Source organism: Moellerella wisconsensis ATCC 35017 (assembly GCF_001294465.1).
Classification (GTDB): domain Bacteria; phylum Pseudomonadota; class Gammaproteobacteria; order Enterobacterales; family Enterobacteriaceae; genus Moellerella; species Moellerella wisconsensis.
On the sequence record NZ_LGAA01000007.1, the window covers coordinates 170,225 to 189,915 of the forward strand.

Consider the following 19,691-nt stretch of genomic DNA (forward strand, 5'->3'; position numbering starts at 1 on the left):
ACATGCAGGGTATGAAAATTCGGTATTACATTAGTGGCTTATTATTGTCAGTGGCTGGTGTTGTCAGCGCTGAACCATTACAGCCTGATCCTGCATGGCAACAGGGCAAATTAGAGAATGGTTTTTCGTGGCAATTGCTACAAACACCTCAACGCCCAAACGATCGTGTTCAATTGAGATTAGCCATTAAAACAGGTTCATTAACTGAAGATGTGAGTGAAAAAGGCTACAGTTACTTGATCCCTAAAATGGCGCTTTATCAGCCAACGGAGTCATTACCTGCTGAAAAATTACAAAATTTGTGGCGTAATGCTATCGATCCAACGCTACCGATGCCGCCAGCGGTTGTCTCGTATGATTTCACGTTATATAGCCTAAGCTTGCCAAATAATAAACCCGAACTATTAAAAGATGCACTGAAATGGCTCGCTGAATCTGCCGCTGGTGGGCAATATACCCAGCAAGCATTACAAACGGCATTAACTTCGTCGGATATTCCTGTCGCTACACTGCCCATGGATGTGAATGATCCCGTATGGCGTGTACGTTTGAAAGGTTCTTCTATGGTAGGTTTTGATCCTGGATTGAAACCTACTGATAGTATAAATATTAATAGCTTGAATCAGTTTTATCAAAAATGGTATACCCCAGATATGATGACCTTATATATTGCCGGTCATGTTGATGGGCGTATGTTATCTGATGTTATTCAACAAAATTTTGCATCACTGGAAGGTAAGCGTTCTGAACCTGTTCCTGTGGCTAGCTTGTCACCGTTGAAACCACAGGCGGTGAATATTTTAAGTGATCGCGAAGTAACCGATTCGTTAGCGCTTATTTGGGATATTGATTGGTTACCTATCAAAGATTCACGGGTATTACAAAATTATTGGCAGCAAGACATTGCTAGAGAAGCGCTATATCATTCTTTACAGCAAGTTTTTGCCAAGAAATTTGCAGAGGAAGTTCGGCCAGAATTAGATTGTAGAGTGCAATATCAGCGTGCTAGTTGCACATTAACTGTTTTTGCTCCCGCCGATAAAATGGCGCAAGCCTCTGAATTGTTAATGAATGAATTAGTATCTATTAATAAAAATGGCATTGCACCAGAGCTGTTTGATTCGATGGTACAAGAAAAACAATCGCAGTTATCGCAGCTATTTGCTGCTTATGCTCGTACCAGCACCGATGTTTTGATTAATCAGCGCCTTACTTCACAGCAAAATAATGTAGTAGATATTGCACCTGAGCAGTATCAGCGATTCAGACAAGCCTTTTTGGCGACACAGAATTTAGAGCAAATGAATATGGAAGTGCGCCGCCTGTTGTCTCAAGAGCCCGCATTGGTATTAGTTCAGCCGAAAAGTAAACAGTTATTAGATGCTGAGCAATTGCGTCTACAATTTGAAAAAGTACTATGGCCTAAAGAGGTTGTGACACCGCAATCAACGACGAGCACTTTACCGCCTGTAAGCGATGAAAATAAATCGTAATTTTTGCTGATTACTGGTGTGATTAATGAGATCCCTCTGCGGTATGATCCTCAGAGGGATTTTTATTAGCGAACTATTTTATTATTTATTACTCGACTATTAATTGTTCTATTAATTGAACAAGAGATGCTCGATGTTCTCTTTGATCGACAAACCCCGCGATACATAGCTGCTGTTCTGGTGAGTAATAAACCGCAGATCCCCAAAACCCTAAATGAGAATAAACAGTTATTCCATTGAAATTATGGGCGAATAAACTCAGTCGATATTTTTCAGCTCCCTCATGGTGGCCTACCGATAGCATTTCGGTCAATGTATGTCGGTTATCAAAAATATGACCTTCAAAGAGGGATTGCATAAATAAGACGAGTTGCTGCGTTGTCATCACTAAACCTCCACCTCCAAATAAATCCATTGAAGGATGCAACGTAGAAATATCGTATTGGCCGAGATATTGTTTTGCTCGGGTAAAGGCTTCTGTCGGTTGAGGTTCTAACATTTCCCACCACGCAGTTTTTAGGCCGATCTCGTTAAAATTGAGTAATGTTCTGATCGCTTTAGCAAGCGGTAATCCGCTAACTGTTCGATAATGGAGCCTAACAGTAGATAACCGGTATCTGAATAGATAAATTGTTGACCTGGTGCGATGCAGGGTACTATTTTCTGGATATATAATTGCAGTTGTTCTTCGCGAGTCCAAACATGCTGAGGCGCGGCTAAGCATTTTGTGATAAAGCGCTGATCCGCATGATCAAACATGCCACTGCTATGATTTAATAAATGGCGTAACGTTATTTTATCAGTGCTATGGCGAGAGGAGAGTAATTGATTATATTTTGGCGGGAGATATTGGAATATCGAATGATCTAATTCTAGTTGCTGCATTTCCCATAAACGCAGAATTGCGGCCGCGGTAAATGTTTTAGTATTGCTGGCAATTCTAAAAGGCGTCAGTGGAGTTATCGGACTATTATCCGCTAAATCTACGCCTTTATTCGCATAATTGATATATTGGCCAGTGGTTTTATTATGCAGAAATAAGGCACTCCCGCCTGATAATCCCGCTAAACGTAGGCTAATATCACCGATTGTCATGGTTGATTTCTCTCGATGGCTCTTTGCATAGTGATAGTTTGCTCTCTGATCCCTCAATTATCGGTATCTATTTCATCGATGATAACGGCGTTTGTAGCCGAGTCTTTCTCTCGAACATCAAGTAGTCGTTGCGTCTCACTTATGATGAGTCGCTGCTTTTGCTCGGTCTAATACCTGCTAGTGTAATCCGAATATTGACTAACGGCATAGAAGACTCTTGATATTATGGGGTTAAAAAAGGCAAGTTATTAACTTGCCTTAGGGATCAGAAAGATTGAATAAGTTTCTGTAAATTATGTTTTTTTCTTACTTACGCTGGAACTTGGTGAGATTGAGATCCTTTCGGTTCATCGGTAGCAATCCATGCCGCACAAAATAGAGTTAACCGGGCAAAGAAATAGAAAAATGCCATCAAACCAATGACTGAACCGAAGGCCGCACCCGACGGAGAAGATGCAATATTTGGCAGCATCCATGTCATCACAAATTTGATGATTTCAAAGCCAATCGCCGCTAATAATGTGCCTTTAAGTAAAGATGAACGACGATGCTGCATGCGCGGTAGGATCCAGAAAATCCATAAGAATAAAAGAAAGTTAGCGGTAATAGCAATGGTTAAACCAATTAAGGTCCAGACAGGATGTAGCCATTCAATTCCCTCTAAACCGATAGCTCTGACAATTATAGCTTGTGCAGAACCCGCGACCGAGGTAAGCGTAATAGTAATTATCAGCGCAATTAATAAACCGATAAGCGCTAAAAAGTCGCGTAGATAACGAAAGTAAATTTTTTCTTGTTCGTCTTCATTACGCTCCCAAACAGGACGAGATTGAGCCAAGATGGCTTGGCGAAGATTATTAACCCAATTAACGCCGGAGTAAACGGCTAACGCTAAACCGGTTAATCCCACGGTGGTTCTTTGACGAATGGCGGTATCAATTGTACGTTCTAAAGTATTCGCAAGAGTCGGGTCGCTGATACTGTTGGAAATACCGCGAATTAATTTTTCCAGTAAATCTGGATTAGAGGCTAAAACAAAACCTGCTGCGGCAAAAGTAAACATCAAAACAGGGATTAAGGATAAAAAAGAGAAATAAGTAATCGCGGCGCCGAATTGATTTCCCATTCGGTCAGTAAATCGCTTAGCGGCACGAATAATATGTGCGATAAATGGAATTGCACAAATAAAATTGACGATCTTCATCGAGAAAGTCAGTGCTTTCTTGCCGTTATCGACACTTTTGTTAAAGGTCGATATCACTTTATTATCGTCGTTTTTATTATTTGTGTCGTGTATCTTCGACATCAGATCCCCTTTCATGACTGCATTTTTTCAAAGTATAGCCTACCCATGCCGGCTAGTTCTTGTGCGACTTAAAATATTTCGGGTATATCATACAACCTATTAAGTTTAGCGATAAAAGTGTAGACAGACCAGTGAGAACTGGTCTGAAGGGAAAGGTTAGCGACTAGAGGCCTATATTCAGTGTAGTGAGAAATAAATGAACTGACGTTAATGTCGGTTATTTTGGGTGTAATGGCCTAGCGCTAATAACTGGCTATTTAACAAATTTCTTATTAGCGGTTAATTCGGTTTGTGCCTCGTGAAGCTCAGCTTGAGCTTCGGCCAATTTGCGTTCACGTTTGGCTATTTTTTTGATATCACCTTTAGCTTTAGCTTCGACTAATTCGGCTTCTCGTTCTTTTACTTTTTGTTCTTTCTCACTGACTTTTTCTTGACTCTCTTGATACAAAGACTCTGGGGTACAGTAGGTTTCGACCTGAGAAAGTGCTGTTTCTAAACCAGCGATTTGATGGCTATTATTGTGTTTTTTTGCATATTCAATTTGTTCGGTTAATTTTTGTTTTTTTATTTCACAGCCATTCAATGTATTGGCCGCTAGAGCCGCTGAACTGCTTAATGTAACGACAGTAATAATAGATAATAACAATGTTTTTTTCATGATTTTCGCTCAGATAAAAATAATAATAGAATTTCAGAATAACTATTTAATTAAGTCAAATCATTAAGATTTAGCTTAAAGTAAATATAACGCGTCATTTATCGAAGTAACCTAATGCAGCATGATAAATGTTCTGTCTGGGCATCGAATTGTTTGGATCGTAATTTTAGCGGATAAAATTATATGTGAGCGGATAGGCGTGGGTACTTTCATGAGTTAATCTATTTTTGCATTCGAATGTGGGATAAGATGGCGATTGATACCCATCATTTTTTCGCTTGCGGTTGTTTAGTTTCTGAAGACTTTTTCGAACTCGCTGATTTAAACGTATTGAGCTAACGTAAGGTTAGTATGATTTAGGGTATATAAAATTAATTTATTTATTAAACACCAAATGGTAATGAATTTATGTTGAGTTATCGTCACAGCTTCCACGCCGGTAATCATGCCGATGTACTGAAGCATACTGTACAAAGTTTGATTATTGAATCATTAAAAGAGAAAGAAAAACCTTTTTTATATTTAGATACCCACGCTGGAGCCGGGCGTTATCAATTAACCAGTGAACATGCTGAAAAGACGGGTGAATATTTAGAGGGTATTGCCCGAATTTGGGAGCAAAGTGATATTCCTGCTGAATTGGCACCATATATTAATGTTATTAAAGGCATTAATGATAAAAGTAAATTACGTTTTTATCCGGGCTCACCATTTATTGCTAAACAGTTATTACGCGAGCAGGATAAATTAGTGCTCACTGAGTTACACAGCAGCGATTACCCTTTATTACGCGGTGAATTTTTACGCGATAAACAGCGCGCATTGGTGCTGAGAGAAGATGGATATCAGCAGCTAAAATCTAAACTTCCACCAGCAACACGCCGCGGATTTGCGTTAATAGATCCGCCTTATGAGATGAAATCTGATTATGAAGCGGTTGTTCGGGGTGTCCATGAAGGGCACAAACGCTTTGCTACTGGGACTTACGCCATTTGGTACCCGGTAGTATTAAGACAACAAATTAAACGTATGATTAGCCAGCTGCAAAGCACGGGTATTCGCAATATTCTACAAATTGAATTAGCGGTTCGCCCTGATAGTGATCAACGTGGTATGACGGCTTCAGGGATGATAGTTATTAATCCACCGTGGAAACTTGAGCAACAAATGAACGCGGTGTTGCCTTGGTTGCATAAAGCATTAGTGCCAGAAGGTACTGGGCATACACTGGTTGATTGGATTGTGCCGGAATAAATTATTTTCAGCCTTAATACTCAGTTAATTTTTATGCTTGATGGAATTTCCAATCGTAGTGAGAGGTAATAGCTATCTGAAATTGGAATTTTTATCCCCATAATAGACATTAAGGTACGAAAATATTAGCCTGTTAATAAATTGATTAAATGGAAACGAGCCAACTATGAGCAAACATTACGATTATATCGCAATTGGTGGTGGCAGTGGCGGCATTGCATCGATGAACCGCGCAGCCATGTATGGACAGAAATGTGCCATCATTGAAGCAAAAGCCTTGGGCGGCACCTGTGTAAATGTCGGTTGTGTGCCTAAAAAAGTAATGTGGCATGCAGCGCAAATCGCCGAAGCTATTCATGCTTACGGCCCTGATTACGGATTTGATACGACAGTAAACCGTTTTGATTGGGATAAATTAATCGCTAGCCGTACTGCTTATATTGATCGTATCCATCAATCTTACGATCGCGTACTGGGCAATAATCATGTTGACGTGATAAGCGGGTTTGCACGTTTTGTGGATGCACATACTTTAGACGTTAATGGCGAAAAAATTACCGCGGATCATATTTTAATTGCCACCGGTGGTCGCCCAGTGATCCCTCAAATTCCTGGTGCAGAATACGGGATTACTTCCGATGGCTTTTTTGAGTTAGCAGCGTTGCCTAAGCGTGTTGCAGTCGTCGGTGCCGGCTATATTGCTGTTGAATTAGCGGGTGTACTGAACGGTTTAGGCAGTGAAACTCATCTTTTTGTTCGCAAACATGCGCCATTACGTTCATTTGATCCACTGCTAGTAGATACGCTGGTAGAAGTGATGAACACCGAAGGTCCTAAACTGCATACACAATCACTTCCTAAAGAAGTGATTAAAAATGCAGATGGTAGCCTGACACTGAAGCTTGAAAATGGCCATGAGCAAACGGTAGATACTTTAATTTGGGCAATTGGCCGAGAGCCAATGACCGATAATCTGAACATTGAAGCGGCGGGTGTTGAGCTAGATGAGAAAGGTTATATTAAGGTTGATAAATACCAGAATACTAATGTCGATGGAATTTATGCTGTTGGCGATAATACCGGTGCGGTGGAGTTAACGCCTGTCGCTGTTGCTGCGGGACGTCGTTTATCTGAACGTTTATTTAATAATAAGCCAGATGAGCATTTAGATTACAGCAATATTCCGACTGTGGTGTTTACTCATCCACCGATTGGTACCGTCGGTTTGACTGAACCTCAGGCGAAACAGCAGTATGGTGAAGATCAGGTTAAAGTTTACACCTCATCATTTACAGCCATGTATACTGCGGTAACATCGCATCGTCAGCCGTGCCGTATGAAATTAATCTGTGTGGGCTCAGAAGAAAAAATCGTCGGTATTCATGGGATTGGCTTTGGTGTCGATGAAATGTTGCAAGGCTTTGCGGTAGCGTTAAAAATGGGCGCAACCAAAAAAGACTTTGATAATACTGTTGCTATCCACCCTACAGGGGCGGAAGAATTCGTTACTATGAGATAAACAGTAATTATGAGATAAAAAATAGGTTCGCTTAAGTGAGGCTATCAATATCCAACTAAGCCAGTGACTCGATTATATGATATGAGTTGCTGGCTTTTTATTTAGTTATGATCTGTTATGGGATTAATAGCGCGCTATAGATGGGTCAATTATTTAGCTAATTGGATGAGTTTTCTTAATAGCATTAAAGCCACTTTTCTTCCACCAAGAAATAATATAATCCGCGACTTGTTGTGGATTATTAATATCTAATTGTGGTAATTCAGTCTCTAAAATCTGATCGCTGGCAACCGCGACAACATAGGGATCAATCAGTTGCTCAAGGGGTCTGGCGAGTGCTTGACGAAATAAAGCGATCTTTGGGATCGGCTCATGTTTAAAACCTTCAACTAAGATCAGATCAAGTGACTGATGGTCAAATCGACGGGCTAAATAATATAGATCTAATGAGGTATTTTCTGGCGTTTCAGTCATGAGTGCCCAACGCTGCTGGCTAGCGACTAAGGTTTGCAAAGCGCCGGCTTTACGTAATTCGTAGCTGTCTTTACCAGGTTTATCAATATCCATATCATGATGGGTATGTTTTATCATGCCAACACGCAGATGCTGTTCTCTCAATAGAGGGATCACTTTTTTTAATAATGTTGTTTTACCGGTACCGCTATAAGCAGTGATCCCAAGCAGGGGGTATATCGTGTTATTCATCATTTATTCTGCCGTTATTTTTTATAAATTGGCATTGTTTTGCCAGTTAGCACAATCTTCTGGAGTATTCAGATTTGCAAATGCTCCTGTCTCTGAAGAGAAAACAATACACTTAGCAGATACTTTTTGCATGAATAACATCAATTTGCGATCGCCATTATTTAAATATTGTGTTAATTGCGGTTCAACGGAACGATGTAATAGCGTAAATGTTGGGTGTTCACGATGTGTATCACTGGCATAGCAAGCAATGGCGTCGCCTTTTTCTTCCCACATTTTTTGCACTAAATTTTTCGGAAATGAGGGTACATCGCAGGGGACAAATATCACCCAATCTGTAGTTATCTCGGCTAGTACGGCCTGCATTCCTGCCAAAGGGCCAGAAAAATCGGGCGTTAAATCGGTGATTACTGGCAGATCGCTTTGACGATAAATAGCAAGGTGTCGATTGGCGTTGATAACCAGACGGTTTACTTGTGGTTTTAATCTTTCCGCAATATAAGCATATAGCGGTTGTCCATTTAGAGAAACTAAGCCTTTATCTTGCCCGCCCATGCGTGAACCGCGACCGCCTGCCAGAATAGCACCGGTAATCAATGGGGTATCTGTTATTAATTGGCTTGGTGCCATATTCAGTTTTCCTGTCTATCTTAACGAAAATATTTCAATTTACGGATTAGGTTATTTAATTATTATTGCTGATTGTGGTGGTGTCATGTCAGCATAGCAATATATGGGTTATTTGAGATTAAATAACCACGATATTTTGCTATAAAATCAATCAGAGTCTCAATAAATAACCTATAACCTTTACTCATATTGACACCTCTTGGTTTCCTCTGGTGTATGATATATTCGTTATTGCTGCAAGTAGCGGTTATATTTGCGGCTGAGCTTCGTTGATCATTATGACTATCAATAGAATAAGGAATAAACCATGAAATGCCATCGCTTAAATGAAGTAATAGAGCTTATCCACCCGGTTTGGAAAGATAATTCTGATTTGAATTTGGTGCAATTATTACAAAAATTAGCTGATGAAGCTGGATTTCAAGGTGAGTTGGCCGATTTGACCGACGACGTGCTTATCTATCATTTGAAAATGAGAGGAACAGAGAGCAACGAAGTGATCCCCGGCCTGAAAAAAGATTATCAGGAAGATTTTAAAACTGCCATTCTGCGAGCCAGAGGCATTATTAAAGATTAAGTGATAGGTCAACGTGACTGAAAAAACACATTTCCATTTTGGCGATATATCGCCAGATTTAATCTTGGATGCTCTGATGGAAGCAGGGCTGTATTTAGATTCAGGATTAACTGAGTTAAATAGTTATGAGAATCGAGTTTATCAGTTCATGGATGAAAATCGCCGTCGCTATGTGGTTAAATTTTATCGACCTGAGCGGTGGAGCCGTTCTCAAATCCAAGAAGAACATGATTTTATTCTGGAATTACAAGAGTCTGGCCTTTCAGTTGTTGCACCATTGGCATTTGCAGGGCAGACCATTCTCGAATTTAGTGGCTTTTTATTTGCTATATTTCCGAGTATTGGCGGGCGTCAATATGAAACAGATAATCTGTTTCAGTTGGAAGATGTAGGGCGTGTGTTAGGTCGAGTTCATCAAATAGGAAAGAAGCAGTTATTTTCATTCCGACCGACGATTAGCATTGATGAATATTTAGTTAACCCGATGCAGATCTTAGCGTGCAGTTCATTGGTGGCAGCAAAGGCTCGTGATCCGCTCTTCGAGATCCTCGAAAAAGTGATAGCATTAGTTAAGCAACAATGGCCGGAAGATTACACCATGTTACGCCTGCATGGGGATTGCCATCCGGGAAATATTTTGTGGCGTGATGAAGCTTGGCTAGTTGATTTTGATGATTCCCGTAATGGACCCGCTATCCAAGATTTGTGGATGTTATTAAACGGTGATCGTCAAGAACAGCGTATTCAATTGGATACGCTGCTAGAGGCTTACAGTGAGTTTGGCGATTTTGATCTGCAAGAACTCAAACTGATTGAGCCGTTACGCGTTATGAGAATGGTCCATTATCTCGCGTGGATTGCTAAGCGTTGGCAGGATCCTGCTTTCCCGAAGGCTTTTCCATGGATGACAGATAGTGATTTTTGGCATCGACAGGTGAGTGAATTTACTCGGCAAATGACCGTATTACAGGAACCACCGTTGTCATTAACGCCATTTTATTAATTGGATTGATTTTATTTTCTGGAGAAAATTTAAGATGAAAAAAATTTGGTTAGCTTTGATCGCCTTGACCATGGCATTTGGGGCGACAACTGCTTCTGCTGCGAATTATACCGAAGGCAAGCAGTATACTCAGTTAAAAGAAACCGTACAAAATTTACCCGAGGTTCTAGAGTTTTTCTCATTCTACTGCCCACATTGTTATCAATTTGAAAATGTGTATAAAATTCCTCAGACGGTTGAGCAAAATTTACCTTCTGGCGTAAAAATGGAACGCTATCATGTTGATTTTTTAGGTCCTTTAGGTCCTGAATTAACTAAAGCTTGGGCTGTCGCTATTGTGCTGAATGCGGAAGCAAAAGTAACCCCAATTCTATTTGATGGTATTCAGAAAACTCAATCTATCCGTACCACGGACGATATTCGCAATGCATTTGTTAAAGCGGGTATCTCAGCTGAAGAATATGATGCGGCCTTAAATAGCTTTGTCGTTAAATCTTTGGTTGCAAAACAGCAAGATGCGGCGAAGAACCTGAAATTAAGAGGTGTTCCAGCAATTTATGTTGATGGTAAATATCAAATAAATAATGCCGGCATCAATGTTGATGATCCGAATAATTACGCTAAAGAGTTTTCTAACGTGATTAATTCATTAGTTACACAAAAATAAAGTACTTTTTATGGTAATGGCTGTAATCTCAGCCATTGCCGTTATCTCCTCTGCTTTTATTGATGACAATATCAATATCCACAAACCGACAAATAATAAGTTTTTGTTCTGGATCAATCTAATATCAGCTAACTCATTGATTTTATTTTCCTGTTTTTATGCTTGATCTTTTCTTACTTATTGAATAAACACAGATACATACTTCTGTGCACAGAGTTATCCACAGCATATGCAAGTATCCACAGCAGGAAAACACGCTTTTCTTGCAGACAATATTCGTCTATATGCCCGCAATATGGCATTCTATTGCTATTCAATCCTCAAAATAGATGATGACAGATTATGGCTCAGATAGCTGAAAACCCCCTTATTCTGGTAGATGGCTCTTCCTACCTTTATCGCGCTTACCATGCATTTCCTCCGCTGACTAACAGTGCTGGGCAACCAACTGGTGCGATGTATGGTGTGCTAAATATGCTACGCAGTCTGATCCTGCAATACCGCCCGAGCCATGTTGCGGTAGTTTTTGATGCTAAAGGTAAAACATTCCGTGATGAACTGTTTGAAAGTTATAAATCTCATCGCCCACCGATGCCAGACGATTTACGTGAACAAATCGCGCCATTGCATGAAATGGTCGAAGCTATCGGATTACCTCTGCTGGTGGTACCGGGCGTAGAGGCGGATGATGTCATAGGCACATTAGCCAAACAAGCCAGCGCACAGGGTCGCCATGTATTAATTAGTACCGGTGATAAAGATATGGCGCAATTAGTTGAGCCCAATGTCACTTTAATTAATACCATGACCAATACCATTTTAGGGCCAGAAGAAGTGGTTACTAAATATGGCGTACCACCGGAGCTTATTATTGATTTTCTGGCGCTCATGGGGGACTCTTCGGATAATATTCCTGGCGTACCCGGTGTAGGTGAAAAGACCGCATTGGCATTATTACAAGGCATCGGTAGCTTAGAAGAAATTTATAACCGTCTTGATGATATTGCCGGATTGGGCTTTCGCGGTTCTAAGACATTAGCACCTAAAATGGTCGATAACCGCGAACTGGCCTTTTTATCCTATCAGCTGGCAACAATCAAAACAGATGTTGAGCTAGACCGTGATTGTGAGCAATTAGAAGTACAAGCGCTTGATGCCGATAAATTACATCAATTATTTAGCCGTTATGAATTCAAACGTTGGCTGACTGAGGTGGAAAATGGCAGTTGGTTAGACAGTAAAGCAGCTAAACCTTCCGCGTCAGCCAAAGCTGCCTCCGCGGCTGAAGTTAAAATTGAAACAGTGACTGCTGCGCCAGTGGCCCCGCTATTAACGGCAGAAAATTACCAGACGATCCTTGAACCAGCAGATTTTGAGTGCTGGTTAGAAAAACTACGTACTGCCAAAATGTTTGCTTTTGATACTGAAACCAACAGCTTAGATACCCATGAAGCCCAGTTAGTTGGGATGTCTTTTGCAATTGAACCTGGTCATGCGGCATATTTGCCTTTGGCACACGATTATCTTGATGCCCCCCACCAGCTGCCATTAGATGATGTATTAGCCGCGATGAAGCCAATTTTAGAAAATGAAAACATTATCAAAATTGGTCAGAATCTAAAATATGATCGTGGTGTTTTAGAAAATTATGCGATTGAGTTAAAAGGCATTGGTTTTGATACTATGCTGGAATCTTACGTTTTAAATAGTGTTGCAGGGATGGGGCGCCATGATATGGATAGCCTTGCTGAGCGACATCTTAGCCATAAAACTACCACCTTTGAAGAGGTTGCTGGAAAGGGCAAAAAGCAGCTGACATTTAATCAAATTGCCTTAGAACAAGCGGCTAATTATGCTGCAGAAGATGCCGATGTCACTTTGCTATTACATCAGGCACTATGGCCACAGATTGAAGCTGAAGCTAAATTAAAACATGTATTTACTGATATAGAAATGCCGTTAGTGCCAGTATTATCTCGCATGGAACGCAAAGGTGTATTGATAGATGCAAAAGTTTTAGCCGAGCAATCAAAAGAGATAACTGCTCGTTTAGGCGAATTAGAAAAATTAGCTTATACGCTGGCTGGCGAAGAGTTTAATTTAGCTTCTCCTAAGCAGTTACAGGTGATTTTATTTGAAAAATTACAGTTGCCTGTGGTTAAAAAGACGCCAAGTGGTGCGCCTTCCACCAATGAAGAAGTCCTTGAAGAATTAGCGATAGATCATGAGTTGCCAAAGCTGTTATTAGAACATCGAGGGCTGGCAAAACTAAAATCGACTTATACTGATAAATTGCCCCTGATGATCAATCCAAAAACTCAGCGGGTACATACTTCATATCATCAGGCGGTAACTGCGACCGGGCGGTTATCTTCTCGCGATCCAAATCTGCAAAATATTCCGGTTAGAACTGCTGAAGGCCGCCGGATCCGTCAAGCTTTTATTGCTCGTGACGGGTATAAAGTTGTCGCTGCCGACTATTCACAAATTGAATTACGCATTATGGCGCATTTATCTCAGGATAAAGGTTTGCTGACTGCTTTTGCTGAAGGTAAAGATATTCACCGAGCAACGGCGGCTGAAGTTTTCGGGGTCTCACTGGATGAAGTCACAAACGATCAACGTCGCAGTGCGAAAGCCATTAACTTTGGTTTGATTTATGGCATGAGTGCTTTTGGTTTAGCGCGTCAATTGGGAATTTCTCGCAGTGAGGCGCAGCGCTATATGGATCTCTATTTTGAACGCTATCCGGGCGTTTTAGACTATATGGAGAGAACGCGTCAGCAAGCCGCAGAACAAGGTTATGTTGAAACACTCGAAGGCCGTCGTCTGTATCTACCAGAGATTAACTCGCGTAATGGTATGCGCCGTAAAGCCTCTGAGCGCGAAGCGATTAATGCGCCAATGCAAGGAACTGCGGCTGATATTATTAAAAAAGCGATGATTACTGTCGATCATTGGCTACAGACTGAGAAACCACACGCTGAAATGCTGATGCAAGTACACGATGAATTAGTTTTTGAAGTCAAAGAGTCCGAGTTAGAAAGTGTTAAACAGCAAATTCAACGTTTAATGGAAAATAGTATGTTACTAGATGTACCATTAAAAGTTGAAGTCGGTGTTGGTGATAATTGGGATGAGGCACATTAGTTTAATTATTTGATTTTTAAATTTTTATTCAATTAATATTGGTTTAAATAATCAAAAAAGAGAGTTACTTTGTGGCTCTCTTTTTGTTAGTGAATATAATATATAAAAATATTAGATTGGATGTGAGTGAGTCGCTAAAGAATTATCAAACACTATTATCATTGATACTTGGTTGTATTGAGTAGGCTATTGATTAAATTGGAGATAATGCATTGACATATAGTAATAAATTCATTTTGCCACTGATGATCAGCACGATGGCTTTTCTTGCTAGCGGGTGTGACAAAATAGAGGAAAAAGTGGCGGATAGTGCGCCTAGCGGAAATTATCCGATTCAGCTTGCTTTAGACTCAATGGGAGATTCATTTCAAGAAAGTGTTACTAATTTAAGCATAACCCAACATGTAAATAGAGGAGAATTACCTGATAAAGCAGTAGTTACGATTGAAGAATCTGATTTACAGGATGATTCGATTGCAGCAGAAAAAACAGTTTTTACAATGAGTTATCAGGGAGATAAATGGCAAATAATTAATCGGGTTAAAACACAACGATGCTGGCCTGAGCGAGGAAATAAAGACTTCTCTGAGCAACCATGCAATTAGAAAACAGCGGATGCTGATAATAGAATTTGCTTGAATGTTATGCATTTTATTATTTCTTTTGCGATTTCAGTATCTTATATATATAGAATCAATTAGATAAATAATTTAATCATAGCAAAATATAAAGTGTTTAATCAGCATCTACGCTTCTATTATCTAACCAATATAAAACCTAATTATTCTCATTTTTGCTAAAGACGGTGTGATTCCTTAATGCCTTTAGAGGGACGAGTAAGGCGATAGCAAAAGACGCCCATACGGTTTAATTTTTTTGGCTTAGCCCCATATATTTATATCTTCTGCATAAGCAGAGAGTTTTTAGAGCTTAAAAAACGATATTATTATATTGGTATTACCGTTATTACTATGCTGGTACAACATTGATACTTACACTAGTTAGAAGACTAATTATTATTGTAATAATTTAACTTGTTACATATTAATGAGATCTGCATCCCGTTAATATGTTGTAAAAGTACAATATATATCTTTTTTTTCGATAAAATTTACGCTGAATCGAGTTAAGCAAAGAAAAAAAATTACAAAAAGACTTTTTTTCAACCAGAAAATACAGTAAAGTATCTCTTGTAGGGTACAGAGGTAAGATGTTCTATCTTTCAGACCTTTTACTTCACGTAATCGGATTTAGCTGAATATTAGCTGCTCCAGTCAATTATTTGACTGGAGCATTTTTTTGTTTGAAATTCATAGAGTTGATTCATTAATGCTTGAGAATAAGTACCGCTATACCTTGAATAGATACAGCGGCCAAATATCAGAGAGGAGGATGATTAAGCCGAATGTTCACTAAACCATTTGTTTAATTTGATAACTAGTTTATCGACGCCTATTTTTTTAAGTGATGAGAAGTTTTCTACTTCAATATCACCGCCAAGCTCTGCTAGAGTCTGTCTTACTCCCATCAATTGTTTCTTTTTGGCGCCAGAGGCAAGTTTGTCTGCTTTGGTTAATAACACCAATACGGGGACGTTCATTGCGACTGCCCACTCGACCATCTGCATATCCAGATCTTTCAGTGGATGGCGGATATCCATCAACACCACTAATCCTTTAAGACATTCTCTTTTCTGTAAATATTCCCCTAATGCTTGCTGCCATTTACGTTTCATGGCTTCGGGCACTTCAGCGTAACCATAGCCGGGTAAATCGACTAAACGAACACCATCTTCAACTTCAAATAAGTTAATTAATTGGGTTCTTCCCGGGGTTTTACTGGTACGGGCCAAGCTTTTTTGTTGCGTCAGTGTATTAAGCGCACTGGATTTTCCTGCGTTCGAACGGCCAGCAAATGCCACCTCAATTCCTGTATCATTAGGAAGGTGACGAATGTCGGGTGCACTAATGACAAATTTTGTCATATGATAATTATGGTTTTTAATGGCCATGATGATTCTCCCTGAGTTTGGCTCAAAAGGCTGGGCGATTATAACGATAGGCAAACAGACAGACAAAGATTGTTTTAGTTATTGTTGCACGTTTATCGGCTTGATAACTATTTTTTATCTATTACGCTGTTTTTCAGGCGATAAGTTATTTTTTTTTATGCCAAAATAGCCGGAGATTATTTATTGTCGTAATAATGGTTTTTTGGCGTAAATGACGTAAATAAAGGTAAATCTTCGACAATATTTTTAGCCTCGCTCTAGAATTAGTTGATTAATAGATTATTGGGTAATAATAAAGGGATCTTTAATGTTAAAACGTATTTTTATGCCTTTACTGGCGGTCTGTGCTATTAGTGTTTCTTCTATGGCGGTTGCGGCAGGTGAGACTTATGTGAAGTTAGTTACATCTGCGGGTGATATCGAATTAGAATTAAATGATAAAAAAGCGCCAGTGACTACTGATAATTTTATGCAATATGTCAATGAGGGGTATTATAACGGTACGACGTTTCATCGAGTGATCCCAGGGTTTATGATCCAAGGTGGTGGATTTAATAAAGAATTACAACAGAAACAAACCCGAGCTCCGATTAAAAATGAGGCCGATAATGGTTTGCGTAATTTGCGTGGAACCGTTGCTATGGCGCGAACTACCAGTAAAGATAGTGCTACCAGCCAATTTTTTATCAATATTGCGGATAATGCCTTCTTAGATCATGGTCAGCGCGACTTTGGCTATGCTGTATTTGGTAAGGTGGTTAAAGGTATGGATGTGGTTGATAAAATAGCTAAAGTGAAAACTGAAAATGTTGGCCCATATCAAAATGTTCCCGTTGAACCAATAACCATTATTTCTGCTCAAGTAGTTAAAAAACCTTAATTTTTATTAAATTATTCTAGTCAGCAGATGAAGATAGTATCTCATCTGCTGTTGAATATTATTAATTCTTTTTTGTTCATTTCTCTATCTTATCTTGATTTTATTATCCAGCTCTTAATTTATTAACTTATTAGTTACTTGTTTTTTCTGCTTTATGTTTATCTTGAAAATAGATTAAAGATCATCGAACAATAACAGTTTGATTTATTGAATTTTTTCTTCTGTCTGGTCAACTTATAGTCACGTGTTATGATTTTGTAATATATAGCTATATGATTTACATGAAGTTTTTATTCGCTAAAAAATAGTACCAATGATTTAAATGGGCTATTTTCCTCGTCAGGCTGTGCTATGATAGCCGCCCTATAATAATTTCTGGCCATTTTTAGCCGGTCGCCTAATTGACAGAGTCGTTATTTCATGTCAGTGGCCACTAAAATAATGATAAAAAAATCAGTCGGATAGGCTAATATGCTGTTACTTATTGATAATTATGATTCATTTACTTATAACCTATATCAGTATTTTTGTGAGCTAGATACAGAAGTGGTTGTTAAGCGTAATGATGAGATTACTCTTGTAGATATTGAACAACTTGCTCCTACACATATCGTTATTTCACCCGGTCCCTGCACGCCTAATGAAGCGGGAATTTCTCTGGAAGTGATTAAACACTTTGCCGGTGAGATCCCTATTCTTGGCATTTGCCTTGGTCATCAAGCGATTGGGCAAGCTTTTGGTGCATCGGTAGTTCAGGCTCGTGAGGTTATGCACGGTAAAACATCGGCCATCCACCATAATCAACAAGGTGTATTTAAAGGGCTTAACCGGCCATTAACGGTAACTCGTTATCATTCGTTGGTGGTTGCGGCGGAGACATTACCTGCTGCATTTGAGGTTACAGCTTGGTCGTTAAATAACGGTGATATAGATGAGATTATGGGCATTCGCCATAAAACCTTGCCTATCGAAGGCGTACAGTTTCACCCTGAAAGTATTTTAAGTGAACAGGGCCACCTATTATTAAGTAATTTTCTTAAATACTAATTACATTTATCTTCATGCTAAATAGTGCAGCCTATGGCCTTTAGTTCATTGGCTGCACTTAATCAATTATTAGTAAAATTCTCTATTTATTCCCTATCGTTCGTCCTCCCTATGTTCAATTTTATTTTATTTTATTGATTTATTAGTTGCCCTTTATTGATTTTTTATTCATATTTAATGATTATATTTTCATTTAAGATAAACAATACAGTTTAGCTAAGGGCTATTTAGGTGAGCGCTATGACAGAATCAGTGGTAGGAACAGCAAATTTAGTAAATCGGCAAACCTATGATCAGGTTATGTTGCCTATCTATTCGCCCGCTGAGTTTATTCCAGTGAAAGGGCAAGGTAGTCGAGTTTGGGATCAACAAGGTAAGCAATATATTGATTTTGCCGGTGGTATTGCTGTACTAGCCTTAGGACATTGTCATCCCGCACTGATTCAAGCTGTTCAACAGCAAAGCGAAAAATTATGGCATGTTAGTAATATTTTTACTAATGAACCTGCGTTAACATTGGCGCAAAAATTGATTTCCGCCACTTTTGCTGAAAAAGTATTTTTTGCCAACTCGGGCGCAGAAGCTAATGAAGCGGCTTTTAAGTTGGCACGCCATTATGCGATCACTAAACATAATCCGTATAAAACAAAAATTATTGCTTTTAAACAAGGATTCCATGGGCGCACACTGTTTACAGTTTCTGTGGGGGGCCAGCCAAAATATGCTGATGGATTCGGTCCTAAACCTGCGGATATTATTCATGTTCCTTTTAATGATTTAGCGGCAGTAAAAGCGGTAATTGATGATCATACTTGTGCTGTGGTGTTAGAGCCAGTGCAAGGTGAGGGTGGAGTTATTGCCGCAACTACTGAGTTTATGCAGGGCGTTCGTAAGTTGTGCGATGAAAATCAAGCGCTATTAGTTTTTGATGAAGTTCAGAGTGGTATGGGGCGGACAGGTAAATTATTCTCTTATATGCATTATGGTATTGTTCCAGATATTTTGACCACAGCTAAAGCGTTAGGTGGTGGTTTCCCGATTAGTGCTATGTTAACTACCGCAGAAATAGCACAAATGATGGGGCCAGGAACTCATGGAACAACGTACGGTGGAAACCCATTAGCCTGCGCAGTCGGTAATGCAGCTTTTGATATTATTAATACGCCTGACGTTTTACAGGGCGTTGAAGTTCGTCGTCAGCTATTTATTAATTATCTACACGAGATTAATAGCAAATATGCCGTATTTGATGAGATCCGAGGTTTAGGTTTATTAATTGGTGCGGAATTAACTGGGTCATTGAAAAATAAATCGAAAGAGATATTACAAGCTTGCGCCCATGAAGGCCTAATGATGCTAAATGCTGGACAAAATGTTTTGCGTTTTACCCCATCACTGATTATTCCTACTGAAGATATTGCTGAGGGTATGAAAAAATTAGAGCTGGCAATTGCAGGGTTAATTGCATAAAAATGCAAATATTTATTATTTAACAATAAACCAGTGTTATCGTGATGATAAGCACTGGTTTATCTCTGATACCGATTGATTTGCTGTGGTGTAGAGTGAACAATTAATTGTATACGTGCAGTTCAATGGGCGTTGTAACGTCGTGATAAATCGTAATGTTTTATCACGCGTATTTTATACTGTATTTTGTACTACATTTTCTACTACATTTTGTACTACAGAATGT

At 39.4% G+C, this 19,691-nt stretch carries 19 protein-coding genes and 1 pseudogene; 12 read left to right on the forward strand and 8 right to left on the reverse strand.

Going from position 1 to position 19,691, the window contains the following annotated elements:
- The first annotated feature begins 2 nt into the window (after positions 1 to 2).
- Positions 3 to 1,493, forward strand: coding sequence for an insulinase family protein (locus M992_RS03915; RefSeq protein WP_053907398.1), 1,491 nt, complete (start codon positions 3 to 5; stop codon positions 1,491 to 1,493).
- 88 nt (positions 1,494 to 1,581) lie between these two features.
- Here the strand turns inward: M992_RS03915 and M992_RS15400 are convergent, their stop codons facing one another.
- The 5 genes and pseudogenes from M992_RS15400 to M992_RS03930 form a co-directional block, all read right to left on the reverse strand.
- Positions 1,582 to 1,992 (reverse strand): serine hydrolase domain-containing protein, encoded by a 411-nt coding sequence (locus tag M992_RS15400; protein ID WP_248842482.1) that lies wholly within the window; start codon positions 1,990 to 1,992, stop codon positions 1,582 to 1,584.
- 17 nt (positions 1,993 to 2,009) lie between these two features.
- On the reverse strand, positions 2,010 to 2,588 hold the full coding sequence (locus M992_RS15405; protein WP_248842483.1) for a serine hydrolase domain-containing protein: 579 nt from the start codon (positions 2,586 to 2,588) through the stop codon (positions 2,010 to 2,012).
- Positions 2,589 to 2,641: 53 nt separating this feature from the next.
- Positions 2,642 to 2,796: pseudogene (locus M992_RS15590) on the reverse strand (tautomerase family protein).
- A 102-nt stretch (positions 2,797 to 2,898) separates the two neighbouring features.
- The gene (gene yhjD / locus M992_RS03925; RefSeq protein WP_053907399.1) at positions 2,899 to 3,894 is read right to left on the reverse strand and encodes an inner membrane protein YhjD; all 996 of its coding nucleotides are present in this window, start codon (positions 3,892 to 3,894) and stop codon (positions 2,899 to 2,901) included.
- Between the two features lie 253 nt (positions 3,895 to 4,147).
- Positions 4,148 to 4,552, reverse strand: coding sequence for a DUF1090 domain-containing protein (locus tag M992_RS03930; protein WP_053907400.1), 405 nt, complete (start codon positions 4,550 to 4,552; stop codon positions 4,148 to 4,150).
- A gap of 408 nt (positions 4,553 to 4,960) precedes the next feature.
- Here M992_RS03930 and M992_RS03935 point away from each other — a divergent pair, with 408 nt between their 5' ends.
- Together M992_RS03935 and gorA are read left to right on the forward strand one after the other, a co-directional pair.
- A complete protein-coding gene (locus tag M992_RS03935) occupies positions 4,961 to 5,806 on the forward strand; it encodes a 23S rRNA (adenine(2030)-N(6))-methyltransferase RlmJ (protein ID WP_053907401.1) in 846 nt (281 codons plus the stop codon).
- Between the two features lie 166 nt (positions 5,807 to 5,972).
- Positions 5,973 to 7,325, forward strand: coding sequence for a glutathione-disulfide reductase (gorA, locus tag M992_RS03940; protein ID WP_053907402.1), 1,353 nt, complete (start codon positions 5,973 to 5,975; stop codon positions 7,323 to 7,325).
- Between the two features lie 153 nt (positions 7,326 to 7,478).
- On the opposite strand, the gene mobB is transcribed toward gorA, so the two are convergent.
- Positions 7,479 to 8,030: a molybdopterin-guanine dinucleotide biosynthesis protein MobB gene (gene mobB / locus M992_RS03945; protein WP_053907431.1), complete on the reverse strand. Its 552-nt coding sequence runs from the start codon at positions 8,028 to 8,030 to the stop codon at positions 7,479 to 7,481.
- Positions 8,031 to 8,051: 21 nt separating this feature from the next.
- The gene (gene mobA / locus M992_RS03950) at positions 8,052 to 8,660 is read right to left on the reverse strand and encodes a molybdenum cofactor guanylyltransferase MobA (RefSeq protein ID WP_082335386.1); all 609 of its coding nucleotides are present in this window, start codon (positions 8,658 to 8,660) and stop codon (positions 8,052 to 8,054) included.
- Between the two features lie 307 nt (positions 8,661 to 8,967).
- On the opposite strand from mobA, the gene M992_RS03955 reads away from it, so the two are divergent.
- The 6 genes from M992_RS03955 to spfP all read left to right on the forward strand — a co-directional run bounded on the left by M992_RS03955 (position 8,968) and on the right by spfP (position 15,315).
- A complete protein-coding gene (locus M992_RS03955) occupies positions 8,968 to 9,237 on the forward strand; it encodes a YihD family protein (RefSeq protein ID WP_047255341.1) in 270 nt (89 codons plus the stop codon).
- A 76-nt stretch (positions 9,238 to 9,313) separates the two neighbouring features.
- Positions 9,314 to 10,240, forward strand: coding sequence for a serine/threonine protein kinase (locus tag M992_RS03960; protein WP_248842485.1), 927 nt, complete (start codon positions 9,314 to 9,316; stop codon positions 10,238 to 10,240).
- 34 nt (positions 10,241 to 10,274) lie between these two features.
- A complete protein-coding gene (gene dsbA, locus M992_RS03965; RefSeq protein WP_053907404.1) occupies positions 10,275 to 10,907 on the forward strand; it encodes a thiol:disulfide interchange protein DsbA in 633 nt (210 codons plus the stop codon).
- A gap of 342 nt (positions 10,908 to 11,249) precedes the next feature.
- Positions 11,250 to 14,057, forward strand: a complete 2,808-nt coding sequence (gene polA / locus M992_RS03970; RefSeq protein WP_053907405.1) for a DNA polymerase I — start codon at positions 11,250 to 11,252, stop codon at positions 14,055 to 14,057.
- Between the two features lie 212 nt (positions 14,058 to 14,269).
- Entirely contained in the window at positions 14,270 to 14,662 is a 393-nt protein-coding gene (locus M992_RS03975; protein WP_134473608.1) for a hypothetical protein, read from the forward strand.
- Between the two features lie 605 nt (positions 14,663 to 15,267).
- Positions 15,268 to 15,315, forward strand: a complete 48-nt coding sequence (gene spfP, locus M992_RS15735; protein WP_438361642.1) for a small protein SpfP — start codon at positions 15,268 to 15,270, stop codon at positions 15,313 to 15,315.
- A gap of 138 nt (positions 15,316 to 15,453) precedes the next feature.
- On the opposite strand, the gene yihA is transcribed toward spfP, so the two are convergent.
- Positions 15,454 to 16,068 carry a ribosome biogenesis GTP-binding protein YihA/YsxC gene (gene yihA / locus M992_RS03980; RefSeq protein ID WP_053907407.1) on the reverse strand — a complete coding sequence of 205 codons (615 nt, stop codon included), beginning with the start codon at positions 16,066 to 16,068 and terminating at the stop codon, positions 15,454 to 15,456.
- Between the two features lie 307 nt (positions 16,069 to 16,375).
- Here yihA and ppiA point away from each other — a divergent pair, with 307 nt between their 5' ends.
- From ppiA to argD, 3 genes are all read left to right on the forward strand, one after another.
- Positions 16,376 to 16,948, forward strand: coding sequence for a peptidylprolyl isomerase A (gene ppiA / locus M992_RS03985; RefSeq protein WP_047255335.1), 573 nt, complete (start codon positions 16,376 to 16,378; stop codon positions 16,946 to 16,948).
- A gap of 471 nt (positions 16,949 to 17,419) precedes the next feature.
- Positions 17,420 to 17,995 carry an aminodeoxychorismate synthase component II gene (locus M992_RS03990; RefSeq protein WP_053907408.1) on the forward strand — a complete coding sequence of 192 codons (576 nt, stop codon included), beginning with the start codon at positions 17,420 to 17,422 and terminating at the stop codon, positions 17,993 to 17,995.
- Positions 17,996 to 18,235: 240 nt separating this feature from the next.
- The gene (gene argD, locus M992_RS03995) at positions 18,236 to 19,465 is read left to right on the forward strand and encodes a bifunctional acetylornithine/succinyldiaminopimelate transaminase (RefSeq protein ID WP_053907409.1); all 1,230 of its coding nucleotides are present in this window, start codon (positions 18,236 to 18,238) and stop codon (positions 19,463 to 19,465) included.
- Positions 19,466 to 19,691: the final 226 nt, after the last annotated feature.